The organism is Mycoplana sp. 10N416, assembly GCF_056394765.1.
Genome location: NZ_JBFTIM010000020.1, coordinates 20,166 through 41,165, shown reverse-complemented (window position 1 = coordinate 41,165; position 21,000 = coordinate 20,166). Strand labels below are relative to the sequence as shown.

20 protein-coding genes, 1 pseudogene and 1 riboswitch are annotated in these 21,000 nt (G+C 60.3%); of the genes and pseudogenes, 3 read left to right on the top strand and 18 right to left on the bottom strand.

Annotated elements, in window-relative coordinates:
* On the top strand, positions 1-591 hold a 591-nt coding region (locus tag AC1DDS_RS23780; protein ID WP_477481113.1), incomplete at its 5' end, for a slipin family protein.
* Positions 592-748: 157 nt separating this feature from the next.
* On the opposite strand, the gene AC1DDS_RS23775 is transcribed toward AC1DDS_RS23780, so the two are convergent.
* The 7 genes and pseudogenes from AC1DDS_RS23775 to AC1DDS_RS23745 form a co-directional block, all read right to left on the bottom strand.
* Positions 749-2,347: a copper resistance CopC/CopD family protein gene (locus tag AC1DDS_RS23775; protein WP_477481112.1), complete on the bottom strand. Its 1,599-nt coding sequence runs from the start codon at positions 2,345-2,347 to the stop codon at positions 749-751.
* Positions 2,348-2,400: 53 nt separating this feature from the next.
* Positions 2,401-2,931: a YcnI family copper-binding membrane protein gene (locus AC1DDS_RS23770; protein ID WP_477481111.1), complete on the bottom strand. Its 531-nt coding sequence runs from the start codon at positions 2,929-2,931 to the stop codon at positions 2,401-2,403.
* A gap of 150 nt (positions 2,932-3,081) precedes the next feature.
* Entirely contained in the window at positions 3,082-3,459 is a 378-nt protein-coding gene (locus AC1DDS_RS23765) for a hypothetical protein (protein WP_477481110.1), read from the bottom strand.
* A 76-nt stretch (positions 3,460-3,535) separates the two neighbouring features.
* Positions 3,536-3,622: pseudogene (locus AC1DDS_RS23760) on the bottom strand (SAM-dependent methyltransferase); the annotation flags it as partial.
* A 2-nt stretch (positions 3,623-3,624) separates the two neighbouring features.
* Positions 3,625-4,389: an ABC transporter ATP-binding protein gene (locus AC1DDS_RS23755; RefSeq protein ID WP_477481109.1), complete on the bottom strand. Its 765-nt coding sequence runs from the start codon at positions 4,387-4,389 to the stop codon at positions 3,625-3,627.
* Positions 4,386-5,408, bottom strand: a complete 1,023-nt coding sequence (locus AC1DDS_RS23750) for a FecCD family ABC transporter permease (RefSeq protein ID WP_477481108.1) — start codon at positions 5,406-5,408, stop codon at positions 4,386-4,388. The genes AC1DDS_RS23755 and AC1DDS_RS23750 overlap by 4 nt, the downstream gene beginning before the upstream one ends.
* A 14-nt stretch (positions 5,409-5,422) precedes the next feature.
* Positions 5,423-6,439: an ABC transporter substrate-binding protein gene (locus tag AC1DDS_RS23745; protein ID WP_477481107.1), complete on the bottom strand. Its 1,017-nt coding sequence runs from the start codon at positions 6,437-6,439 to the stop codon at positions 5,423-5,425.
* Here AC1DDS_RS23745 and AC1DDS_RS23740 point away from each other — a divergent pair.
* Complete coding sequence (locus AC1DDS_RS23740) at positions 6,438-6,635, top strand: hypothetical protein (RefSeq protein WP_477481106.1); 198 nt, start codon at positions 6,438-6,440, stop codon at positions 6,633-6,635. The two genes, AC1DDS_RS23745 and AC1DDS_RS23740, sit on opposite strands and share 2 nt — an antisense overlap.
* Positions 6,624-6,850: riboswitch (cobalamin riboswitch) on the bottom strand. (Overlaps the previous gene by 12 nt.)
* 139 nt (positions 6,851-6,989) lie before the next feature.
* Here AC1DDS_RS23740 and AC1DDS_RS23735 read toward each other — a convergent pair.
* The 11 genes from AC1DDS_RS23735 to AC1DDS_RS23685 form a co-directional block, all read right to left on the bottom strand.
* Positions 6,990-8,495: an aldehyde dehydrogenase gene (locus AC1DDS_RS23735; RefSeq protein WP_477481105.1), complete on the bottom strand. Its 1,506-nt coding sequence runs from the start codon at positions 8,493-8,495 to the stop codon at positions 6,990-6,992.
* A 24-nt stretch (positions 8,496-8,519) separates the two neighbouring features.
* Entirely contained in the window at positions 8,520-9,302 is a 783-nt protein-coding gene (locus AC1DDS_RS23730; RefSeq protein ID WP_477481104.1) for an ABC transporter permease, read from the bottom strand.
* A 10-nt stretch (positions 9,303-9,312) separates the two neighbouring features.
* Complete coding sequence (locus tag AC1DDS_RS23725) at positions 9,313-10,182, bottom strand: ABC transporter permease (RefSeq protein ID WP_310422596.1); 870 nt, start codon at positions 10,180-10,182, stop codon at positions 9,313-9,315.
* Positions 10,179-11,276, bottom strand: coding sequence for an ABC transporter ATP-binding protein (locus tag AC1DDS_RS23720; RefSeq protein ID WP_477481103.1), 1,098 nt, complete (start codon positions 11,274-11,276; stop codon positions 10,179-10,181). The genes AC1DDS_RS23725 and AC1DDS_RS23720 overlap by 4 nt, the downstream gene beginning before the upstream one ends.
* Before the next feature lie 72 nt (positions 11,277-11,348).
* Positions 11,349-12,407 (bottom strand): ABC transporter substrate-binding protein, encoded by a 1,059-nt coding sequence (locus AC1DDS_RS23715; RefSeq protein ID WP_310422590.1) that lies wholly within the window; start codon positions 12,405-12,407, stop codon positions 11,349-11,351.
* A gap of 26 nt (positions 12,408-12,433) precedes the next feature.
* A complete protein-coding gene (locus AC1DDS_RS23710) occupies positions 12,434-13,837 on the bottom strand; it encodes a sigma 54-interacting transcriptional regulator (protein WP_477481102.1) in 1,404 nt (467 codons plus the stop codon).
* Positions 13,837-14,997 (bottom strand): PAS domain-containing protein, encoded by a 1,161-nt coding sequence (locus AC1DDS_RS23705; RefSeq protein WP_477481101.1) that lies wholly within the window; start codon positions 14,995-14,997, stop codon positions 13,837-13,839. The genes AC1DDS_RS23710 and AC1DDS_RS23705 overlap by 1 nt, the downstream gene beginning before the upstream one ends.
* A gap of 704 nt (positions 14,998-15,701) precedes the next feature.
* The gene (locus AC1DDS_RS23700; protein WP_477481100.1) at positions 15,702-16,637 is read right to left on the bottom strand and encodes a 3-hydroxyacyl-CoA dehydrogenase NAD-binding domain-containing protein; all 936 of its coding nucleotides are present in this window, start codon (positions 16,635-16,637) and stop codon (positions 15,702-15,704) included.
* A 235-nt stretch (positions 16,638-16,872) separates the two neighbouring features.
* On the bottom strand, positions 16,873-17,802 hold the full coding sequence (gene kce, locus AC1DDS_RS23695) for a 3,5-dioxohexanoate:acetyl-CoA acetone transferase (RefSeq protein WP_477481099.1): 930 nt from the start codon (positions 17,800-17,802) through the stop codon (positions 16,873-16,875).
* Between the two features lie 208 nt (positions 17,803-18,010).
* Positions 18,011-19,033: a GlxA family transcriptional regulator gene (locus AC1DDS_RS23690; RefSeq protein WP_477481098.1), complete on the bottom strand. Its 1,023-nt coding sequence runs from the start codon at positions 19,031-19,033 to the stop codon at positions 18,011-18,013.
* A gap of 61 nt (positions 19,034-19,094) precedes the next feature.
* Positions 19,095-19,991, bottom strand: a complete 897-nt coding sequence (locus tag AC1DDS_RS23685) for a LysR substrate-binding domain-containing protein (RefSeq protein WP_477481097.1) — start codon at positions 19,989-19,991, stop codon at positions 19,095-19,097.
* Between the two features lie 97 nt (positions 19,992-20,088).
* Here AC1DDS_RS23685 and AC1DDS_RS23680 point away from each other — a divergent pair, with 97 nt between their 5' ends.
* Entirely contained in the window at positions 20,089-20,856 is a 768-nt protein-coding gene (locus AC1DDS_RS23680) for a class II aldolase/adducin family protein (protein WP_477481096.1), read from the top strand.
* Positions 20,857-21,000 lie beyond the last annotated feature (144 nt).

The window sequence follows — 21,000 nt, the reverse complement described above, 5'->3', positions numbered from 1 at the left end:
GTAAGGGTCGACCTCCGCGTGGTGGTGCAGGACGTGCCGCCGCAGGATGTGATTTCGCGCGACAACGTGTCGGTGAAGGTCAATGCGGTGCTCTATTTCCGCATCGTCGATCCCGAACGGGCGATCATCAGGGTCGAGGACTATATGGCAGCGACCAGCCAGCTTGCGCAGACGACGGTGCGTTCAGTGCTCGGCAAGCATGAACTCGACGAGATGCTGGCCGAACGCGACAGGCTCAACGCCGCCATCCAAGAGATTCTCGACCAGCAGACCGACGCCTGGGGCATCAAGGTGACCAATGTCGAGATCAAGCATGTCGACCTTAACGAGAGCATGATCCGGGCGATTGCCAAGCAGGCCGAGGCCGAGCGGCTGCGCCGCGCCAAGGTGATCAATGCCGACGGCGAACAGCAGGCGGCCCAAAAGCTGGTCGAGGCCGGAAAGATGCTGGCCAAGGAGCCGCAGGCGATGCAGTTGCGCTATTTCGAGGCGCTGCACGACATCTCCGGGGAACGCTCGTCGACGGTGGTGTTTCCGCTGCCGATCGACCTGCTCGGCCTTTTCAACAAGACGCGTGGCGACGCGAAGTGAGTTCACTTGCGAAGTTTTTTGTAGGACCTGGCCTTCGTTGCGCGCTAGATGTCGACTTACGGGCCGGGCATATGCGTGAGCAGGCAACCATTGCCTGATTCATGGCCTGCCCAACTGAAGAGGTCGTGATCGCGCCCCAAAGCGGACGATGGTAGGCCTACGGCTTGATCTGAATTTCCCCTGCGATCCGCTCGATCTCAAAATCGCTGATGAACACATCCAGGCGAACTTTCCAGACGCCGGGGAGTGGCAGCACAAGGTCCGAAACCCGCCACGTTCCATCTGTCTGCTTGCCTGCCTTGCGCTTGATTTGCTCCACGCCGGCTGAAGGATTGGCAAGAACGAACGTCACTTCCTTCGCATCCAGCGGGGAAAAGTCGGCATCCATGATGAAGGCCGAAGCGTCGACAGCCCCGACTTTGCCGGGGGCAATCGTTACTTCCGCCATTACCTTTTTTCCGTGGAGATGGACTGAAGCTGGCTGTGCGGCTGCAACGGCCAAGGTTCGTGGAGGCGGGGTAAATCGCCACACGGCTGCAACGCTGAATATTGTCAGGACTACCAGCGCTTCAATAACAACTGTCCGTACCAGAGTTCTGGCCGCGCGTTTGTCACCTGCCTCAGTGCGAGCGGTGAGCATCCATCGGTTGAACGCCGCCAGGGCGAAAAGAAGCGAGACGAGCGCGAGCTTGACAACAAACACGTTGCCGTAAGCCGTGTCTACCAGCGCTGAAGGGCTCTCAAGCTGAACGACTGCGAGCGCCATGCCGGTTGCGACGAGGACGGCAACGACGAAGGGAGCAAGCACGGAAAATCGGTGCAGGGCCTGTATACCGTTCACAGGATCGCCTTTAAGCACCTTTGCAAGCGGCAACAATGCTCCCACCCAAAGCGCAACGGTCAAGGCATGCAGGAAAACCGTCGGCCGCATAAGCCATTGCGGTTCGGCGGCACTGGCGTGACCGCTGAGCGACAGGGCCAGCGATCCGGTAACGAGGGCGATGAGGGATCCCGCCCGTTTCAGGCGTGGATGAAGTGCGAGCGCGCCAAGGGCCAATGCGGCAGCCATTGCAAGCACGGTCCTGCCGAAGCTTGTTGCCAGACCGGTTGACCAAACCAGAGGCTCCAAAAAGGCTGACAGCGGTCTGCCAAGCGCGTCCAAGCCTTGCAATCCGGCAGACAGCCCGACCCCCAAGAAACCTATTGCCAGCATTACCGCGTTGAACCGGCGCGCCACCAATGCGTTCCGGAGCAGCCAGTTGACGGCAAAGACGCCGCCAATGCCAAAGAACAGGCCGACGTACATGGCGATGCGGCCGGACCAGATCGCGGCACGAACCCGCCAATCGTTCGTTTCTGCGACCGGCGCGGACAAGCTCGGCGATCCAATCGAGAAGATGATAGAGCCGCCTACCGGATGACCGTCTTCGGATACGACGCGCCAGGAAAGCACGTGCGTCCCTGAAGACAGACCAGGTGGTGTTGCGATTTCTACGGTGCGGTCCCGAAGGACGAACCGCGTGAGCTCTATTGTGGAACCGTCCGGCTGGATCAGCCTCAATGTCAGCGGCGAAACCGGCTCGCTGAACGACAGCGCAAGTTTTGCCGGAGCGACATCGACGACGGCACCGTCGGGCGGTTCTGTTGCCGTCAGCGAGGCGTGGGCCAAGGCCGTGGTCACCAGGAAGAGCAAGGCCAGAACAGCCATGGCTGCTCGACCGATAAGAGCAGATGTGATGATGCTGACCTTGCTCACTGCCTAGTCCGATCTGAAGGAGGAATAGCTGGCGCAAAGCGCCGACTATTGGCTCAATGTCCGGAGACCTTCTCTTGCAGCGTCAACCCCGGAGCGGGCAGTTCGAGGTCATCGGAAGACTGACCGGCCGCAGGTATCTCAATCCAACGCTCGGCCATGCCATCCGGGCACTCCTGCACGACGGGAAAATACAGTGTTTCCCCTGCTTTTAGATCGGGCGTCAGAAACACCCGAAACTCAAACTCATCATACTCGTCGTCGGCAAGGCTGCCCCCACTCCAGATCACTTCCTTCACCCCTTCGCTCGTCGGGGTACCATAGTAGTCGTAGGTCTTGCCGTAGGAGCCCTTTACCTTCTCCAGTTTCCAGCCGTGTTTCGGTTGCGGTTTGATGGCGATCACGCCATCCGGAATCTGAATGCGGACCGTCGTCGTCGGCTTGCCTTCGCAACCGTGCGGGATCTGCAGGATTGCCTTGTAGGTCGAGCCGACGGGTGCTTCCTTGACCTGCAAGGTGACGTGGGCCAGGGCCGCGCTGGTTCCGAGCGCCAGGATGGTTGCGGTGGCGATAAGCTTCTTGAACATTTGTTTCTCCATGTCGCCTGCTTCGTTGCGCGGCGATGAATTGCTGGGGCATGGCCTGATAGAATCCCGGCATCTCCGCCCGATACGGGCCAGGCGTGCAATCCGGATGGGTAAAGTGGGTATTGTCGAACGGTCGCGAACGGACTTAGCTCAGTACGGAGGCGCTCTCGGGCTTCCCTGAAACTCGTTCAGCAGTTGGTGACGGGCAACATCACGCTCCGCATTGACCTGTTCTGCAAGAACAGGAAATGGTCGGTCAACGGCATAGATCAGTTTGCCATTGAGAGCGGCGGCAGCAGACGCACCGCAAGCAAGTGTGCAGCAATCTGGCTTTCCAGAGTGATGGCTGGGGGGAGCGGTCTCTTTCGCGCCGTGGTCAGAACCAGACACGCACAAGGGATTGCCGAAAGCATCCAATGGGACTTGGCTGAATGCCGCATTGGCTCCTGCGGCAAACTGCAGAATAAGGATGCACGCCGCGACTAGCGCCAGCCAGATGCCCCTTTCAGTCCGCAGATGCTGCAACATCGATTGCTCCAATCGCAGCTTATTTATCACTGTGACCTTCGTTGGAACATGCTCTATCGCAAACATCCTCGAGGAGGTGACCAAAGGCAAGGTCAAACGTTTCCGATCGTTTGGACCAATAGTCCCTGATCTCTTCCTTGAGATCGAAGTTGCTGCCATCCATGCCTACCTCACAAGGTACTGAATATGAAAACGGTCATGGACCGCGGATTTAGCGACATGAGCACGGACGCCGAACACCGTACCGATCAGTTCCTCGGTCAAAACGTCTTCGGGTGCACCGCTTGCCACGACCTTCCCGTGTTGAAGCACGGCCAAACTGTCACAGAACATGGCCGCCAAGTTGAGATCGTGAAGCGCAACGACGCAGGTCAGATCGAGCTTGGAGACGAGGGACAGTATTTCCAGTTGGTGTTGGATATCGAGGTGGTTGGTCGGCTCATCGAGTAGAAGCTCGCTCGGCGATTGCGCCAGAGCCCTGGCGATATGAGCGCGCTGGCGCTCGCCACCGGAAAGCGTCTGCCAAAGTTGCCCCGCCCGGTCCTGCATTCCGACGCTGGAAAGCGCCCGTTGGACGGCTGCGTCATCTTGGACGGTCCAGGACGACCACGCACTGAGATGGGGTGTCCTTCCGAGGCGGACGACATCGCTCACCGTCAACTGGGTTTCGGTTGTCGACTGCTGCTCTACGAAGGCGACGCGGCGCGCGAGTTCATGCCTTGAAATCGTTGAAACGTCGTCATTGCCGAGCCGGATGACGCCGCTCTGGACCTTTCTCAGCCGGGCAATCAGCCGCAGAAGACTGGACTTGCCGGAGCCGTTCGGCCCGAGCAAGCCGAGGACCTTTCCCTTTTCAATCGTGAGGGTGACGCCGTTGATGATAACTGCCTCGCCGGCGGCATAATTGACCTTGTCGATGCTGATGCTCATGCACTCCTCCGAGCGCGATAGAGAATGACCGCAAAGGCTGGCGCACCAAACAGGGCCGTGACCACGCCGATGGGGAGGATCTGTTGGGGTATGATGATCCTGGAAACGATGTCCGCGGCGACCATGAAGATCGCCCCGCCGAGAGCGGATGCGGGAAGCAGTCGATGATGCGCCGGACCGACCAGAAAGCGCGCCGCGTGCGGTATGACCAGACCGACGAAGCCGACCGACCCGACCATGCTGACGACCGTCGCCGTCATTACAGCGGTCGCTCCGAGGAGAACGATCTGCACCCGCCTTACGGCAATGCCGAGCGAAGCGGCTGAATCCGTACCGAACGCAAATGCGTCCAACGACCGGGCGTGGGCCATGCACAAGACGAAACCGGCGATTGCCACCGGAACCGAAAGATAGACGTCCGGCCAGCGGACACCACTGAGAGAGCCGAGAAGCCAGAACAACACGCCTCTTGCCTGCTCCGCATTCGCCGACGTCGTCACGATGTACGATGTCAGCGCATTGAAAAGCTGCGACCCGGCAACACCGCACAGAATGATCCGTTCGCTGGTGCCGCCGGCACCGGCAGCAAGTATCCCGACGAGCAGGAATGCGACGACCGCGCCGATGAAGGCACCGCTGGAAAGGCTGAGGACGCCGTAGCCGAAGCCAAGGATCATGACGCATACCGCTCCGGTCGAGGCTCCGGCGGAGATTCCCAGAACATAGGGTTCAGCCAGCGGATTGCGGAGCAAGGCCTGGAGGATTGCGCCGCAGAGTGCAAGCGATGCGCCAGCACTTGCTGCAACGAGCGCACGGCTCAGCCGATAATCCCAGACCACGCCCTGGTGGATGCGGCTAAGCTCGAAGCCTGTACCAAAGACGCGGTTCGACACGGCTTTCGCCGCCGTTTCGATCGGGATGGATATTTCCCCGATCGAAACGGCAAGGCTGATCATCAGGCCCAAAAACACGAACGCGCAGGCGGTGAGCGCCGAGAGCGCCCACCCCTTTTGCGACAATGCAGATGCACCCCTCACTGCGTCAGACCGAAGGACTTGATGCCGTTCGCCAATGTCTCGATCCCCTCGATCGTCCGGATCGTCGGATTCATCGACTGCGCGTCCATCATCACGAAACGCTTGTTCTTCACCGCGTCCAGCTGACTGGCGACCGCGTCATTTTCCAGGAACTCGAGCTTGATCTTCGGGTCATCGGCCGCGTAGCGCCGCCTATCCATAGTGGCGATGACGATGACGGCGGGATTCGCGTCAGCAATCGTCTCCCAGCCGACGAGCGGCCATTCCTCTTCTGTCGTCACGACGTTCTGTGCCCCAAGTGACTTCAGGATGTAGGCCGGTGCGCTGTTCTTGCCGGCGATGAAGGCGTCTCCGCTCACCTCCTTGCTGGAGAACCAGAAGACGACCGGCAGCGCCTTTGCCGATGCGCCAGCAACGGAAGCGACGGCGGCGGCTTCACGCTTTTTGAGGTCGGCGACAAGCGCGTCACCGCGCTCTTTCACGTCGAAAATCGCCGAGAGCTCCGCGATTTCCTGATAGATCAGGTCCATCGTGAACAGTTCCTTGCGAACACCATCGCCACCGTCGGTGTTGACCTTGGCAACGCAATCCGCCGGCGCGATATAGGTGTTGATCCCGAGTTCGGCGAACTGGTCGCGGCTGCCCACAGAGCCCTGCGCGCCGACATGCCACTCGAATTCGGCTGCAACCATGTCGGGCTCCTCGCCGACGACCGACTCGAAGCTCGGGTCGTTGTCCGAAAGACGTTTGATCTTGGCGTTGACCTCGGCGTATTGCGGCAACACGGGACCAACCCAGACAGCCGTCCCGGCGATCTTGTCGGCGAGGCCAAGCGAATAGAGGACTTCGGTCATGCCTTGGCCGATGGAGACGATCTTTGCGGGCGCTTTTTCGAACGTCACCGGCCGGCCGCAGTTGTTGACGGTCAATGGATATTGGGTCGCAGCGAGGCTCGGTGCGGCAAGGCCGAGCAGGCCGAATGCGAACGTCATACTGGTGAGAAACTGGCGCATGAAATATCTCGATCAGGAGGAAAAACAGCTAGCAACTCCATCGCCGCGCAGCTCGCGAGCGGATGAAGACACAGATACGCAGACGCTAGCGGCGGAAGGCCCAATCAAGGCGGCTGAAAGTCGGAAAACGACGAAGGTTCAGGTCAATCATATCTGCTCCTTTCCGAGCATCCCCGCCCGGCTGATTGGATCGTGATTGACGGCAGGTCTCCTGGCTCACGGATGTTTGTCGGTGATCTGCCTTCCCGCGAAACGTCGCAGTGGCATGGCCAAATGGCCCGAGGATTACCGGCAATCCGCCTACAGTTGCGGGGGCAGCCACGGTCTTGGTCCCTCTTGGGTCGTCCTTACCGTGTTCCCTATTAATCCCCTCAGAGTCATCGTTGGGGAACCGTCACGCTCAGATATGCCCACCTGACATGCGTCGTCAAGGACTTGCTGTCACATCGCAGTTCTTACCGACGAGGTCCGAGTTCGGAGCATTGCGGACTTGGCAAATAGGCCCCGAAGGGCGGCCCGACAGTGCCGTTCGACCGTCGGGCCATCATTCTCAGGCCAGGTTTACCCAGACAGATTTTGTCTGGGTGTATTGCGTCAACGCCTCGAGGCATTTGTCGCGGCCGTTGCCGGTTTGCTTGAAGCCGCCCCAGATGGACGTCATGTCGCCGTGGTCGAAGCAGTTGACCCAGACGACACCCGCTTCGATGTCGCGGGCGAAGTTGTGAGCCTTGGCGATGTCACGGGTCCAGATCGAAGCGGCGAGGCCGTAAATCGAGTCATTGGCGATCTCGATTGCCTGGTCGACGCCATCAACGGGGATGATGGCGGCAACCGGCCCGAAGATCTCCTCGCGCGCGATCTGCATCGTGTTGTTGACCCCCGTGAACAGGGTCGGCTCGACATAGGCTCCCGATGGTGCGCCGGCGAAGGTGCCGCCGCCGAACTTGAGCGACGCGCCTTCCTTGCGGCCGATGTCGATATAGTTCAGCACTCGCTTCTGGTGCGAGGAGGTCACCAGCGGCCCGATCGTCGTCGACGGATCGAGCGGGTCGCCGAGCACGAAATTCTGCTGCGTCCGGGCAACGAAACGATCGACGAAATCGTCGTGGATGCTCTTCTGGACGAGAATGCGCGAGCCGGCGTTGCAGACCTCGCCCTGGTTGCCGTAGATGCCGTTCACCGCATAGGTCACGGCGGTGTCGAGATCGTCGTAGTCCTCGAGAATGATCTGGGGCGTCTTGCCGCCGCACTCGGTCGATACGCGCTTCATGTTCGACTGTCCGGCGTAGATCATCAGCAGCTTGCCGACCTCGGTCGAGCCGGTGAAGCCGATCTTGTCGACGTCATTGTGGAGCGCGAGCGCCTTGCCGGCCTCCTCGCCGAGGCCGTGTACGACATTGAAGACACCGGGAGGGCCACCCGCCTCGATGAAGAGCTCCGCAAGGAGGTTGGCCGAGAGCGGGGATTGCTCGGCGGGCTTGAGAACGACCGAGTTTCCGGTTGCGAGCGCAGGCCCGAGTTTCCAGGCGGCCATCATCAACGGGTAGTTCCACGGGACGATCAGGCCGACGACGCCAAGAGGCTGCCGCAAGATATAGTGCAGCGCGCTGGACGCAGTGGAGGTCACGGCTCCCTCGATCTTGTCGATCGTCTCGGCGAAGAATTTCAGCGACATCACCGAGCCGGGAATGTCGATGTTCATCATGTCCATGACAGGCTTGCCCATGTCGAGGCTATCGAGCACCGCGAATTCCTCGGCATTGCTTTCCACGAGCGCCGAGAATTTTTCGAGAACGGCCATGCGTGACCGCGGGTCCATCCGCGACCAGGAGCCGGACTTGAACGCCTTGCGGGCGACGGCCACAGCCCGATTGATTTCGGCCTGCCCGCCGCGCGCCACTTCGGTGATCGTGCTGCCCGTGGCGGGATTGATCGAGGGGAAGGTGCGGCCGTCGGCCGAGGCGACGTACTGGCCATCAATGAAGTGCTGCGTGCGGAACTTCAATGACGACGCCTTCGAGCGCCAGAAGTCGTGGGTATAGGTTGTGGCGTCCATGGTGTTCTCCCTGTTGGTCTGCGGCTAACGGCGGTCACGCAGAAGCGTGACCGAGAGGATGATGAGGATGAAGGAGGCAGCGACGATAAGTGAGCCGACCGCGTTGATCTCGGGCGTGATGCCCCGTCTCAAGGTGGAATAGATGTAGATCGGCAGGGTCACCTCGCGGCCCGTCAGGAAATAGGTCACCGGGATTTCGTCGAAGGACAGCGTGAAGCAGAGCAATGCCGAGCCGATGACGGAGCTGCGGATTGACGGCAGGGTGACCCGCCGGAAGGTCTCGATCGGCGTTGCCCCAAGGTCCGCGGAGGCTTCGAGCTGGCGACGGTTGAGCTTGGCAAGCCGCGCCATGACCTGCGAGACGACGACGCCGAGCAACGCGGTCGCGTGACCGATGACGACGGCTGTCAGGCTCTGCGGAATGCCGATCTGCTTGTAGAAGTTCAGCATCGCAATGCCGGTGACGAGGCCGGGCAGGCTCAGCGGAAGCAGGATGGCATTCTGGAACAGCCTCTTTCCGGGGAAGTCGTAGCGATCGAGGGCGAGGGCCGCGGTCACGCCGACGACGAGGCTGACGAGCGTTGCGCAGACCGCCACCACAAGGCTGTTCCACAGCGCCCGCAGCATGCCCTCATTGGCAAGGAAGGCCTCGTACCAGTGGAGCGTGAAGCCGGAAAGCGGAAAGGACGTCACCTTGCTGTCGTTGAACGAGAACAGGATGAGCATAACGATTGGCAGGTAGAGGAACGCGAGCACGCCGAGGCTGACGCCCACCAATCCCTTCTGCCACCATCTCAAGGACTGCATCTCAGGCTCCTCAGGTCATGTTGATCCGGCCTGCCCGGTCGAGGCGGCTGGAAATCTGCAGGAGAACGAGAACGAGGATCAGCACCAGCGTGGCGAGCGCCGAACCGAGCGGCCAGTTGAGCGCCGCGCCGAACTGCGTCTGCAGCAGGTTGGCGACCATGGTGCCATCGGGCCCCCCGACCAAGACCGGGGCGACGAAATCGCCGAAAGCCAGACAGAAGGTCATGGTCGATCCTGCGATGACGCCACCAAGCGAGAGCGGCAAAATGACCTGGATGAATGTCATGAACGGCCCGACGCCAAGGTCTTCCGAGGCTTCAATCAGCCGTTTCGGAATGTTGTCGAGCACCGTGTAAAGCGGCATCACCATGAACGGCACGAAGATATAGACGAGCGTGATGACCATGGCGGTCTGGTTGTAGAGGAAGATGTCGAGGGGCGCGTGGATGATGCCGAGCGACACGAGAAGCGAGTTCAGTGCTCCGTCGGTCCCGAGGATGATCTTCCAGGTGTAGGCGCGGAGCAGATAGGACACCCAGAGCGGAACGATGACGGACATGTAGAGCAGGTTCCTGAGCGATCCGGGCCTGACCGTAAATGCGAGAAAATAGGCCAGCGGATAGCCTAGGAGCAACGAGCCTGCGGTCACGAGAGCCGCGATCTTCAGCGTCCTCAGGATGACGGTCGTATATTGGGGGTCCGAGAAGAGCTGGGCGAAGTTGCCGAACTGGAAGTCCGGATAGAAGAGCGGAAACTGCCGGGTCCAGAAGCTGACCGATATCATGATGCCGTAGGGCACGATCAGGAGCAGGATTACCCAGGCTAGCGGCAGGGAAAAGAGCGCGGCGAAACCAGGAAGGGAGCGTCTGTCTACCGTCATCCAGCATGCCCTCCGGTAAAGACGAGGATGTCCGAAGGCTCGACATAGAGATCAAGGTGGCTGCCGGTTTCCGTCTGACTTGAGGCGAGGACGGTCCGAGCCAACTCGGCAAAGATCGGCTTGTCGACCCCTCGCATCATGAGTTCCAGTTTCAGCCGGTCACCATGAAACAGCACTTCCTTGATCGTGAAGGATAGCCGGTTGGCGACTTCCGACCCGGATACGAGCAGCCGTTCCGGCCGGATGCCCAGCATCGCCCCGCTCGCGAGTGCCGACGACGGCTTTCGGGCCGCGCGAATGAGGGTGTCACCCAGGCGATACATGGTGAAACCGCCCTCCGGCCCGGCCGATGTCGCATCGAGCAGGTTCGCTGCGCCGATGAAGTCGGCGACGTAAGGCGTTGAAGGATTGTCGTAAAGTTCCGTCGGCGAGCCGATCTGGGCGATGCGCCCCTTGTTCATCACCACGATGCGATCCGACAGCGCGAGTGCCTCCGTCTGGTCGTGGGTGACCATGATGAAGGTGATCCCGAGTTCCCGGTGGAGGCGCTTGAGCTCGACCTGCATGCCTTCGCGAAGCTTCACATCGAGCGCCGAGAGCGGCTCGTCGAGCAGGAGGACGCGAGGACGCCGTACGACGGCGCGTGCCATGGCGACGCGCTGACGCTGGCCGCCGGACAGCTCTTCCGGCCGGCGGCCGGCCATTCCTTCGAGACCGACCAGTGCCAAGGCTTCGGCCACGCGTGCCGCCTGCTCGGCTCTGGGCACATTGTTGGACTTTACGGATAGTCCATAGGCGATGTTCTGAGAAACGCTCATGTGGGGGAAGAGGGCGTAGTCCTGGAACACGGTGTTGACAGGGCGCAGGTAGGGCGGCCTCGATGTCACGTCCTCGCCGGATATGACGACGCGGCCCGCACTCGCCCTTTCGAAGCCACCGACGAGCCGCAACGTGGTCGTCTTGCCGCAGCCCGACGGGCCGAGGAGGGTGACGAACTCGCCTTCGCCCACCGACAGGTCGGTGGCGTGCAACGCGGTGAAATTGCCATAGGTCTTCGTGACGCCTTCAAGCGACACGATCGGTTTCGAAATCATGTGTTCCCCGAGTATTTTTTAGGTTTTGTATTCCGCGGGCTTAGGCGGATCGCCTCCACCCGCGGAAAGGGATTATGGCGCAGCTTTTACTGCGTTCCAAATCTCGAGGTACTTGTCGAGCCGCTTGGGCTGTTCCCACATTACTAGGCTCTTGACGAACTCGATGTTGCCGACTTGGCGGTCTTTCTTCATCTCGTCGTCCATGCAGCCGCCTACGGCGACCGGGTTGACCGGGAAGTACCCGGTGGACTCTGCGAGGCCGCACTGACCTTCGGCCGACTGCATGAAGGACATAAACTTGTAGGCGCACTCTTCGTTCGGGGTGTCCTTGACCAGCATCATCGAGTCCATCCAGCCCTCGGCCTTTTCCTTGGGCGTGAATTCCGTGACTTCAAACCCCTTCTTGAGGTTGTTGACGTCCTTCGAGGTCAGACCGGTCCAGGCGTTGGAAACGAAGACCTCCTGGTTCGCCATCAGCTCCGTCAGCTCTCCGGCCGAGGTCCAGTACTTGCGCACCAGCGGCTTCTGTTCGATCAGCTTCGCCTTCACGGCTTCCAGTTGTTCGTCCGTGAGATCGAAGGCATCCATGTAGCCGAGGTAGCGAGCGGTCCAGTAGATCGCCGACTTGTCGTCCCACATGGCGATCTTGCCCTTGTTTGCAGGATCGAACAGGACGCCGATCGAGTCGGGCGTGCTGGCGAACTTGTCGGGACGGTAGATCAACGAGACAGAGCCCCAGATCAGCGGGACGGCCCAGGTTTCCGCGTCCACGGCAATATCGGAATGCTTCGCGAATTCGGGGTAGATACCGTCATGCCCGGTCACCTTGGCGGTGTCGATCGGAGACACGAACTCGGCGAGCCTCATCATCGGCACGGTGTCGAGGGAGGGAGTTATGATGTCGTACACGCCGCCGCCGGCGGCCAGCTTTGCGGCGAAGTCGTCGTTGGAGCCGACGAAGGAAGCCGTCACCTTGCAGCCGGATTCAGCTTCGAACTTGGAGATGAACTTTTCGGCGGTATAGCCCTCCCAGGTCAGGATGTTCAGCTCCGCAGCCGTCGCCGCAGCCGTCTGGCCGAACGCGGAAATCGCGGCAACGGTCGCGACCAGAATTCTCCTCAAATTGCTCATTGTCATTCCCCTTTTTTGATTGACGTCTATGATCTCCGCTTCGTCTTTCGGACGAGCGTCGCAATATCGATGCCGAGCGCCTTGGCGGCGCTTCGTTTGCTTCCATTCTCTGCGATGGACTTTTCCAGCACCCACGTCTCGAACTCCTGGACCAGGTCCTTGAAGTTTCCTGCGCGGCTGCCGATTGGGTGGGGCGGAGCCTGATTGACCGGCGACGCTGGCCGGGCGGCCCCCGCCCTCGGTCCGATGAAGTGTTCCGCTGACGCAAGCTCGCTCGCCGACGCCCCGGCGCGCTCCAGGATATTGATCAGCTCCCGGATGTTGCCGTGGTACTGATGGGCGTGCGCGAGCTCACGGAACTCCCTGGAGAGCCGCAAGACTGGCTTCCTGCCCACGTTGAGTGCGGCGAGGTGGTGATCGAGAAGCGTGTCGATCACCGCCGTGTCACCGCGGAGAGGAGGGAGGTCGAAGGTCATTACCGCCACGCGGTAATAGAGGTCTCTTCTGAACAAGCCTTCTCCCATCAGCTCGTCCATGTCGGCGTTCGTTGCCGCTATGATCTGCAGTTTCGCGTGACGTCGTTGCGCCGACCCGACCCGGCTGAATGTCTGCGTCTCGAGGAAGGCCACGAGCATTGCCTGCGCGGACGGGCCGAGGTCGGTGATCTGGTCGAGAAAGAGGATGCCGCCGTCGGCAGCTTCCACGTAGCCGAGTTTCCCACGCGTCGAGGTGTCGAGCCGCGAGCCCGGCTCGATGCCGAACATCTCGGCCTCGAACTGCCCGTCGGAAATCAATCCGCAGCGGACATGGACGAATGGCGGCGCGCCTGCATCGTTTGCCCTTCCGATGAGCCGGGCCATCTCCGTCTTTCCGGTTCCCGTTTCGCCTGTGAGCAGGACGCTCGCGCCACGTCCCAGGGCCGCTTCCGCACGTGCCGACAAGGCCGCAGAATGCGGGGTTGAGAGGAACGAGGTCTTCGTCCGGGTTGACGTCTCGTCGAACCGGAAGTTCTCCGACCCATCGACCGGTCGGGAGGCCCGGTTGGCCTCGCGCATGGTCAAGAGCGCCCCATAAGCGCCCCCATCCTGCGTCCTGAGGATTGTAATGGCGGCCACTACCTGGCGCTGCGAATTGAGAGCACCGGTGACCTCTGTTCGCTTCAATTGCTGGAGGCCGGTCCAGAGCTTTGCCACCACTGGACCTGCGGTCTTCGCATGCTTTGCCAGGTCCGTGCCAACCAGGTCGCGTCGTCCCAGGTTCAACAGCATTTCGATCTTGGCATTGACCAGCTTGATGCGCCCGTCGGTGTCGAGAAGTGCGGCCCCGTCCGGGAGTGCCTCGAGGAAAGATGCGAATTGGGGATCGTCGATGAATCCGGGGCGGAGCCGGCGGGACGAAAGGTTGGTTATGTCGTTGGAATAGAACTTCATCAGAACGCCTCCTCGGTGAGGACACGCGGGCGGCGCTTGGTCTTGCGGCGCGCGGTCACGACATACCTGCGCACTTCGCCCTCCAGGCGGGAGGCATGAAACCTCCAGATGTCCTTGGTACGGTCCGCCGAGATGACCGCGAGATCGCATTCGCCGTCTTCGCTCTCTGAGGCCGCCGAACGAAGTTTCTCTGCTGCGTTCCTGGTCTCCACGAAACGCTGAATGGGACGCCCGAGAATGTCCTCCGCCTCGTGCGCCCAGGCGGCCTGTGTCGCGGGATTCGCAGCAAGGATTGTTCCCTCTTCCGAGATCACGAGAATCGGATCGGGCGTCGCGCTCAGGATGTCCTGCATCGTGTCCGCTCGGTCGTTCAACCGCTGCTCCCGCTCCTTGAAAGGGCTGATGTCGCGCGTCGTGCCCCAAAGGCGGATCAGAAGGCCGTCCCGGATGGCGGCGCGGAAGTCGTTTTCGACGAACATTTCGGTGCCATCGTGCCGTCGGTCGATGGCAGCGGCTCGGTCTAGGCGATAGTTCGCCCTGACCAGCTCTCTCACCATTTCGCGGTTGACTTCGGTGTCCGGAAAATAGCGAGCCACGGGCTGCATGTTGAAGTCCAGTTCCGGTGGCACCCTGTAGAGCCGAGCCATCGCATCGTTGCAGGCCCGCCACCGGCTCTGTTTCTTGAAAATGCTGTCGACGATCTCCTCTTCCGATAGCGATATGTCCACGGGTTCCAGGAATTCGATGCACCAGCATGCGTCGGTCGCAGCCCCGATCATCTGGGAAAGGATCTCCATCCGTTCCGAAAGCTCGATTCCGATGCCCAGCAAGGAGGCGGACAGCGCCTGCTTCACCACGGCGATACCCTGGCCCGGGTTGCGGACAACGGTCGCCACCATCGGGATTTCGCTGTAGGAGGGCGAGTTCACCCAGACGGGAAATGAGGGATCGGGGGGCGTTTCGCCCCTGGCTATCGCCTTGAGCATCTGCGCGGACGTGCTGCTGTAGATGCGCTCGAGTGCGATCGTCCCGCCCTTCTCGACGTCGACTTCAAGTTCTCTGGCTTCATAGGGGCTGACGGCATAGACACGGCCATCCTCATCGATCCAGTCGATCATCAGGCCATCGGAACCAGTGGTGGTCAGTGGTGGTGTCTTCATTTCCATCCCTGCGGCGTTGATGCCCCGATGCCGCTTGTCGCCAATGCGCAGCAGTCGAGCCTTGGTGGGCGATGAAAACAAGCTGGAAACGGGCCACGCAACGAAAATGTACTTTGGAACCGACGTGTGTCGGCGCTACCGCATCAAAGTGATGCGGAATTGCGCACGCAAATTGGCCTTCGTGCCGTGGGCTACAGGTGAGGTGCTTGGCAATGACCGATGTTGGCGCGAAGGCGACGAAACTCCTGCCAATACGATGTCCGCTTTAAGCTCGACCTCGACGACGGCGTCGATGACTGGCTTGGCGGCGCGTTCCGACCGTGGCTGCGTCAGCGAAGTGGACGGATGGCTTTCAGGAATTTCATCGGGGGATGCGAACGGCCGAATCGCGCCCCGAACAGGACTTCGCTCGCCCGGCCCAAGGGGTCGAGCACACCACGGAAAGCGTTCCTGTGGCCGCTGACGCAGGGTCGCCTGCAACGACAGATGCGCGTTTCCTCGGCATTACTCCGCGGGCGGAAGCAGGAAGAGAGCCCAGCGCGCGATCATAGAAAACATAGGCGCCCAGAACGGTGAGCGACCGATCGGCGTTCGAATGGGCCGTGCGTTCGCAAAGGGCGACGGCCTCCTTCTATTCCGGCACCAGCGGGCCATTCGGCCTCCTCAAGTGGCGGCAGCGGTTGGCCGCTTGATGTGATCCGCTTTTAATTCGCGCGAAGCGGAGCCATCGCCTTCTGGATGCTCGCGATCAGTGCGTCCCGCTGCGCGGAAAGGTCCGCCGGCGACTGGCCGTTGGCTTCCTGGGTCACGCCGGCAACGAGCGTCTCTGCAATCGCAGCGTCGAGATGAAGGACGCCGAGATCGTCCCACCAGCGATTGAAACTGTCGGTATAGCGCTCGCAGAAAGCGGCAAGGCCGCCCTCGCCCGCACCGAGGTGGAAAAGCATGGTCGGCCCCATCGCGGCCCAGCGCAAGCCCGGTCCGGCCCACATCGCCTTATCGACGTCCTCGACGCTGGCGACGCCGGATTTCACGAGATGGATGGCTTCGCGCCAAACTGCCGCCTGGAGACGGTTTGCCACGTGGCCGGGCACCTCGCGGTTGACGCGGATCGTAACCTTGCCCACCGCATCGTAGAAGCGCTCGGCCGCCTCCACGACCCCATCTGCAGTTCGCTCGTTCCCCATAACTTCGACCAGCGGGATCAGGTGCGGCGGGTTGAAGGGATGGCCGAGCACAAACCTGCCGGGGTCTTTCCAGCCTGCCTGCATCTCGCTCAGCGTGAGGCCGGAGGCGGAAGTGGCCACGATGGCATCGGCGCTGAGCAAAGATTCGATTTCTGCATAGAGCGCGCGCTTGATCTCGATGCGCTCCGGGACATTCTCCTGAATGAACGACGCACCCTCGACGGCTTCAGCGGCCGATTTGCAGAAGCGAACGCGGTCGGGGCTGCCGCCCTTCACCAAACCGAGATCTTCAAGGGTGGGCCAGGCGCGACTTACATAGTCTCTGACGGTCTTCTCGGCTGTTGGAGAAATGTCGTGAACCGCCACGTCCCGTCCGGAAGCGAGGAAGAGAGCCGTCCAACTCGCACCGATAACACCAGCGCCCAGTACTGCAGTTTGCTTGAATTCGCTCATCAAAATAATCCAGGTTGAAGGGGGATGGGGCGGTCAGCCCGCCAGCGACCACAATGGCCTGTCACGAACGAGCCTTCGGGGCGAAATCTGCCAAGCGCGGCGTTCGCGCGTCTTCCGGTGTTCGGTGGGCCAGGTGGCTGACGATAGAACCGCTGCAGACTTTCTGGGTCGTTTGCGAGCGCGGTGGCGTCCAAGCCCCTAACCGCGGCGTCCACCTGCCCAAGGCTGCCTCACATCAGAACGCCACCTTGTCGGCGCCCTTGAGGCCGAGCCGCGCACGCGCCTCCTCGGCCGTCGCGACCTTGAGGCCGAGATTTTCGACGATAGTCCTGATCTTGCGCACCTGCTGAGCGCTCGAGATCGCCTTTTCACCGGGTCCGATATAGAGACTGTCCTCCATGCCCACACGAACGTTGCCGCCGAGGAGTGAAGACTGCGTTGTGAACGGCATCTGATGACGTCCGGCGGCCAGCACCGACCATTCGTAATCGTTGCCGAACAGCTTGTTGGCAATTGTGTGCATGTGCATGAGGTTGTCGAGGTCCGGCCCAACACCCCCGAGGATTCCGAACACCATCTGCACGAAGAACGGCGGCTTCACCCAGCCCTGATCGATGATCCAGGCGAGGTTGTAGAGATGGCCGAGATCGTAGCATTCAAACTCGAATTTTGTCCCGTGGCCATCGCCGAGTTCCTTCACCGTGTATTCGATGTCGCCGAAGGTGTTCCGGAATATGAAGTCCCGCGTCATCTCCAGAAATTCGGGTTCCCAGGAGTGCTTCCAGTTGGAATACTTCTGGAGCATCGGGAAGATGCCGAAGTTCATCGAGCCGACGTTCAGGGATGCCATTTCCGGGCTCGCCCGGGTGGCGGCGCGCAGGCGCTCCTCGCGAGTCATGCCGAGTCCGCCGCCCGTGGAGACGTTGAGAACCGCATTGCACGACTGCTTGATGCGCGGGAGGAATTCCATGAACAGGTCAGGGTTCGGATCCGGTTTGCCGTTATCGGGATTGCGGGCGTGGAGGTGGATGATTGCGGCCCCCGCTTCCGCCGCTTCGATGCTCGCCTCAGCGATCTGCGAGGGCGTGATTGGAAGATGCTCCGACATGGTGGGCGTGTGGATGCCGCCGGTCGGCGCGCAGGTAATGATAACGGATTTCGACACGTCAGAGCCTCATTTGTTGAACTTGGGCCGAAAGGCCGCCACCCAGAACCCATCGTTGTCAGGTCGCGTGCTTGGCTTCGTCGCTCGCCAGACAGTTCACCAGAATTTGCGATATCGTCGCGGACGTTTCTAACTTCCCGCCAGTCGAATGCTCTTTCTGTGCACCGTACGCCGCTGGTTTATCTTTTTTCGCCGCAGTCTTGCTCGCTTAGGACCTGACGCCGGACTTGCGATGCATCGGCCAGGCCCGGAACTCGAAGGGAACCCTGCCCTCGACACGATCCGTCCGCGGCGATAGGCCAAACCGCTCGCGATAGGCCCTGCTAAAGTGCACCTGGCTGGCAAACCCCGATGCGATGGCGATTTCAGACATCGGCATGTCGGTTTGCGTGACCAGCCCTCTCGCACGGTCGAGCCGGATATCGCGATAGTAGGTGGCAGGCGACTTCCCCACGTATCGCATGAACAGCCGATTGAGTTGCCGATGGGAGATTTTAACCCGGTCCGCGATTTCGGGAATAGAGAGGGCGTTTTCGAGATGCTGCTCCATGACGACGATAGCTTGTCGGATCATGCCGGGGATATACGTTCCGATTGGCTCGGCATTCGCCGGGTTCTGCGACGTGCCCGCCGGTCGCAGCGAGGGGTGGAAGATGTAGCGGGCCGATGCATTGGCGAGCGCATCCCCGGAACTTGCCCGAATGATCTGGAGCGCGATGTCCGACGAGGCGATACCACCCGAGCAGGTAAAACGCTTCCCGTCGCGAACGAAGATGTCTTCGGATACGTCAACGTCACCGTGCAGTTCCTTGAAGGCATCGATATGCTCATAGTGCACGGTCGCCCGATGGCCACGCAGCAATCCGGCGTCCGCCACGATGAAGGCGCCCGTATCGAGGGCGCCGATGATGCTTCCCGCCCGCGCCCATTTCCGCAAGGAGGCGAGAAGCTGTGGCGTTCTTCCGGCCTCCGGCGTCCAGCTCGCTGACATGACGACGATGTCGAACGCCTCGTTCTGGAACTCGGCGAGCCTCTCCGTCTCGACCACGAGACCGTTACTTGCTTGGCACCGGCCACCAGGTGCAGATGCCAGAACCCAGCGGAATCTGGTGTCCCCTTCCAGATAGTTTGCTGCCCGAAACGGGTCGATGAACGATGTTGTCGCAGCCAGATTGAAGTTTGGCGTGACCAGGATGAGTATCTGAACAGGGGGGCGGTCTATGTTCGTCATGGTCCAGATAGGTATAAATCTATACTTTGGCGATCAGCCGCAAGCTCGTGCCGTACATCACTTAACCAGCGTAATTCAACGCCATATCCATTGCGACCTGACCCTTGACCCATTGCACGAAGCTTTTTCCCGCTGCGGTAAGGCGTCTCGTTCGCGTGACCAGATAGTAGGCATGGGTCGTCGACAAAACCATATCGGAAAATGGCGCGACCAACTCCATTTTCGCTGTCGCTTCCGCGGCTAGTTCAACCGCGAATAACGCCACTCCGTGGCCGCGAACCGCTGCGTGATGTAGCATCGCGGTGTCCTGGAATACGTGTCCCGATTCCACAGAAGTCCCGGCAAGCCCTGCGACGGACGACCACTGGCTCCACAGCGCGTAGTCTTTTTCGTGCAACAGCACTTGCCCGAGAATGTCTTCCGGCTTCTTGAGTTTGCGCGCCAAAGCGGGAGCACACATTGGAGTAAGTCGAAGCTCCATGAGGCGCTCAGAAGAAAACCCGCGCCAATCTTCGTCGCCCCATTTGATGGCAAGTTCGGTGTTGCCGACGAATTCAAGCCGACGATGGGAAACATTTATGGTGATATCGATTTCAGGAAAGCGCTCGGTAAAGTCCGCCAGTCGTGGGGTAAGCCAGAAAGTGGCAAACCCTGTTTCCAGTTCAATCTCCAGAACGGTACGGTCGTTCGGAGCGACCCTCGTATCAAAGAGAACATCAAGTTGCTTAATTATAGGCCTGAGCTTCAGGTGGAGCGCCGCGCCGGCTTCCGTAATTTCGACCTGGTTCGTATTCCGATTGAACAGCGCAGTTCCCAGCTGTGACTCCAGCTTGCGGATCTGATGGCTGATCGCCGATTGTGTCTGATTGAGCTTTGCACCGGCACCGGTAAAGCTTAGTTCGGACGCAACAGCCAGGAAGGCCTGCAATTGACGGATGTCAGGTATCTGTGACGGCATGCGTCATGATAGTTTGTCATGAGAGTTACAACAAGACGTCATTTCCCGACTTGAATCTTCGTTCCTATGCTCGCTCCAAGGGTGGAGGAGAACGAACATGACCATGACAGCGACAGACGCATTTTCATTTGGATCCAATGTCGACAACATCGGTCTTCGCCAGGATCTTGCCGCCTCATTTCGCCTGGCAGCAATGTTCAATTGGCATGAGAGCGTCGCCAACCACTTCAGCGTTGCGGTTTCCGACGACGGCTCGAAGTTCCTTATCAATCCGAAGTGGCGACATTTCTCACGGATACGCGCCTCCGAACTCCTCCTGCTCGACGCGACCGACAGCGAGACGATGTCGCGACCAGATGCACCGGACGAAACGGCTTGGGCAATCCATAGCCGTCTTCACGCGGTAAACCCCTCAGCCCGCGTCATCTTGCACGTCCACTCGGATTACGCCACGGCACTGGCCTGCCTCGAGGACCCCGAGATCAAGCCCATCGATCAGAACACCTGCCGGTTCTATCAGCGAGTTGCAATCGACCGAGCCTACGGAGGCTTTGCCGATGCGACAGAAGAAGCAGATCGAATAGCGACCGTTCTCGGCGACCATAAAGCAATGATCATGGGGAATCACGGAGTGATGGTTATAGGATCGTCGATCTCGGAGGCTTTCGATCGTCTCTACTACTTTGAGAAGGCCTGCAAAACTCTTGTGCTGGCGTACTCCACGCAACGTCAGTTGAGTATTCTCGATCACGAAGTTGCAGAGAAGACGGCACGACAATGGGAAGATATCGGCGACTTCCACGTGGCTCACTTTTCAGAGTTGAAAGCGCTGCTCGATGGTGTTGATCCAAGCTATATTAGGTAGATAACCCTGCCGTTCGAGACCCTCACTGGACGCAGCGGCCATTCAATCTGAAAGCCATACAAACGCTCGCAAATATGCCGACCAGCAGCGAGTGCGGACCCGCTGCATGGCGGTAAAAGGATGGCCTGTCAGCATGTCCCCGGC

What these genes read in the sequence shown, in the direction of transcription:
- AC1DDS_RS23680 (WP_477481096.1), top strand. Translation starts at nt 20,089, where the DNA reads ATGACCATGACAGCGACAGACGCATTTTCATTTGGATCCAATGTCGAC.
- AC1DDS_RS23700 (WP_477481100.1), bottom strand. Translation starts at nt 16,637, where the DNA reads ATGAGCGAATTCAAGCAAACTGCAGTACTGGGCGCTGGTGTTATCGGT.
- AC1DDS_RS23725 (WP_310422596.1), bottom strand. Translation starts at nt 10,182, where the DNA reads ATGACGGTAGACAGACGCTCCCTTCCTGGTTTCGCCGCGCTCTTTTCC.
- AC1DDS_RS23705 (WP_477481101.1), bottom strand. Translation starts at nt 14,997, where the DNA reads ATGAAGACACCACCACTGACCACCACTGGTTCCGATGGCCTGATGATC.
- AC1DDS_RS23735 (WP_477481105.1), bottom strand. Translation starts at nt 8,495, where the DNA reads ATGGACGCCACAACCTATACCCACGACTTCTGGCGCTCGAAGGCGTCG.
- AC1DDS_RS23770 (WP_477481111.1), bottom strand. Translation starts at nt 2,931, where the DNA reads ATGTTCAAGAAGCTTATCGCCACCGCAACCATCCTGGCGCTCGGAACC.
- AC1DDS_RS23745 (WP_477481107.1), bottom strand. Translation starts at nt 6,439, where the DNA reads ATGCGCCAGTTTCTCACCAGTATGACGTTCGCATTCGGCCTGCTCGGC.
- AC1DDS_RS23765 (WP_477481110.1), bottom strand. Translation starts at nt 3,459, where the DNA reads ATGTTGCAGCATCTGCGGACTGAAAGGGGCATCTGGCTGGCGCTAGTC.
- AC1DDS_RS23740 (WP_477481106.1), top strand. Translation starts at nt 6,438, where the DNA reads ATGAAATATCTCGATCAGGAGGAAAAACAGCTAGCAACTCCATCGCCG.
- AC1DDS_RS23710 (WP_477481102.1), bottom strand. Translation starts at nt 13,837, where the DNA reads ATGAAGTTCTATTCCAACGACATAACCAACCTTTCGTCCCGCCGGCTC.
- AC1DDS_RS23685 (WP_477481097.1), bottom strand. Translation starts at nt 19,991, where the DNA reads ATGCCGTCACAGATACCTGACATCCGTCAATTGCAGGCCTTCCTGGCT.
- AC1DDS_RS23715 (WP_310422590.1), bottom strand. Translation starts at nt 12,407, where the DNA reads ATGAGCAATTTGAGGAGAATTCTGGTCGCGACCGTTGCCGCGATTTCC.
- AC1DDS_RS23690 (WP_477481098.1), bottom strand. Translation starts at nt 19,033, where the DNA reads ATGACGAACATAGACCGCCCCCCTGTTCAGATACTCATCCTGGTCACG.
- AC1DDS_RS23730 (WP_477481104.1), bottom strand. Translation starts at nt 9,302, where the DNA reads ATGCAGTCCTTGAGATGGTGGCAGAAGGGATTGGTGGGCGTCAGCCTC.
- AC1DDS_RS23755 (WP_477481109.1), bottom strand. Translation starts at nt 4,389, where the DNA reads ATGAGCATCAGCATCGACAAGGTCAATTATGCCGCCGGCGAGGCAGTT.
- AC1DDS_RS23720 (WP_477481103.1), bottom strand. Translation starts at nt 11,276, where the DNA reads ATGATTTCGAAACCGATCGTGTCGCTTGAAGGCGTCACGAAGACCTAT.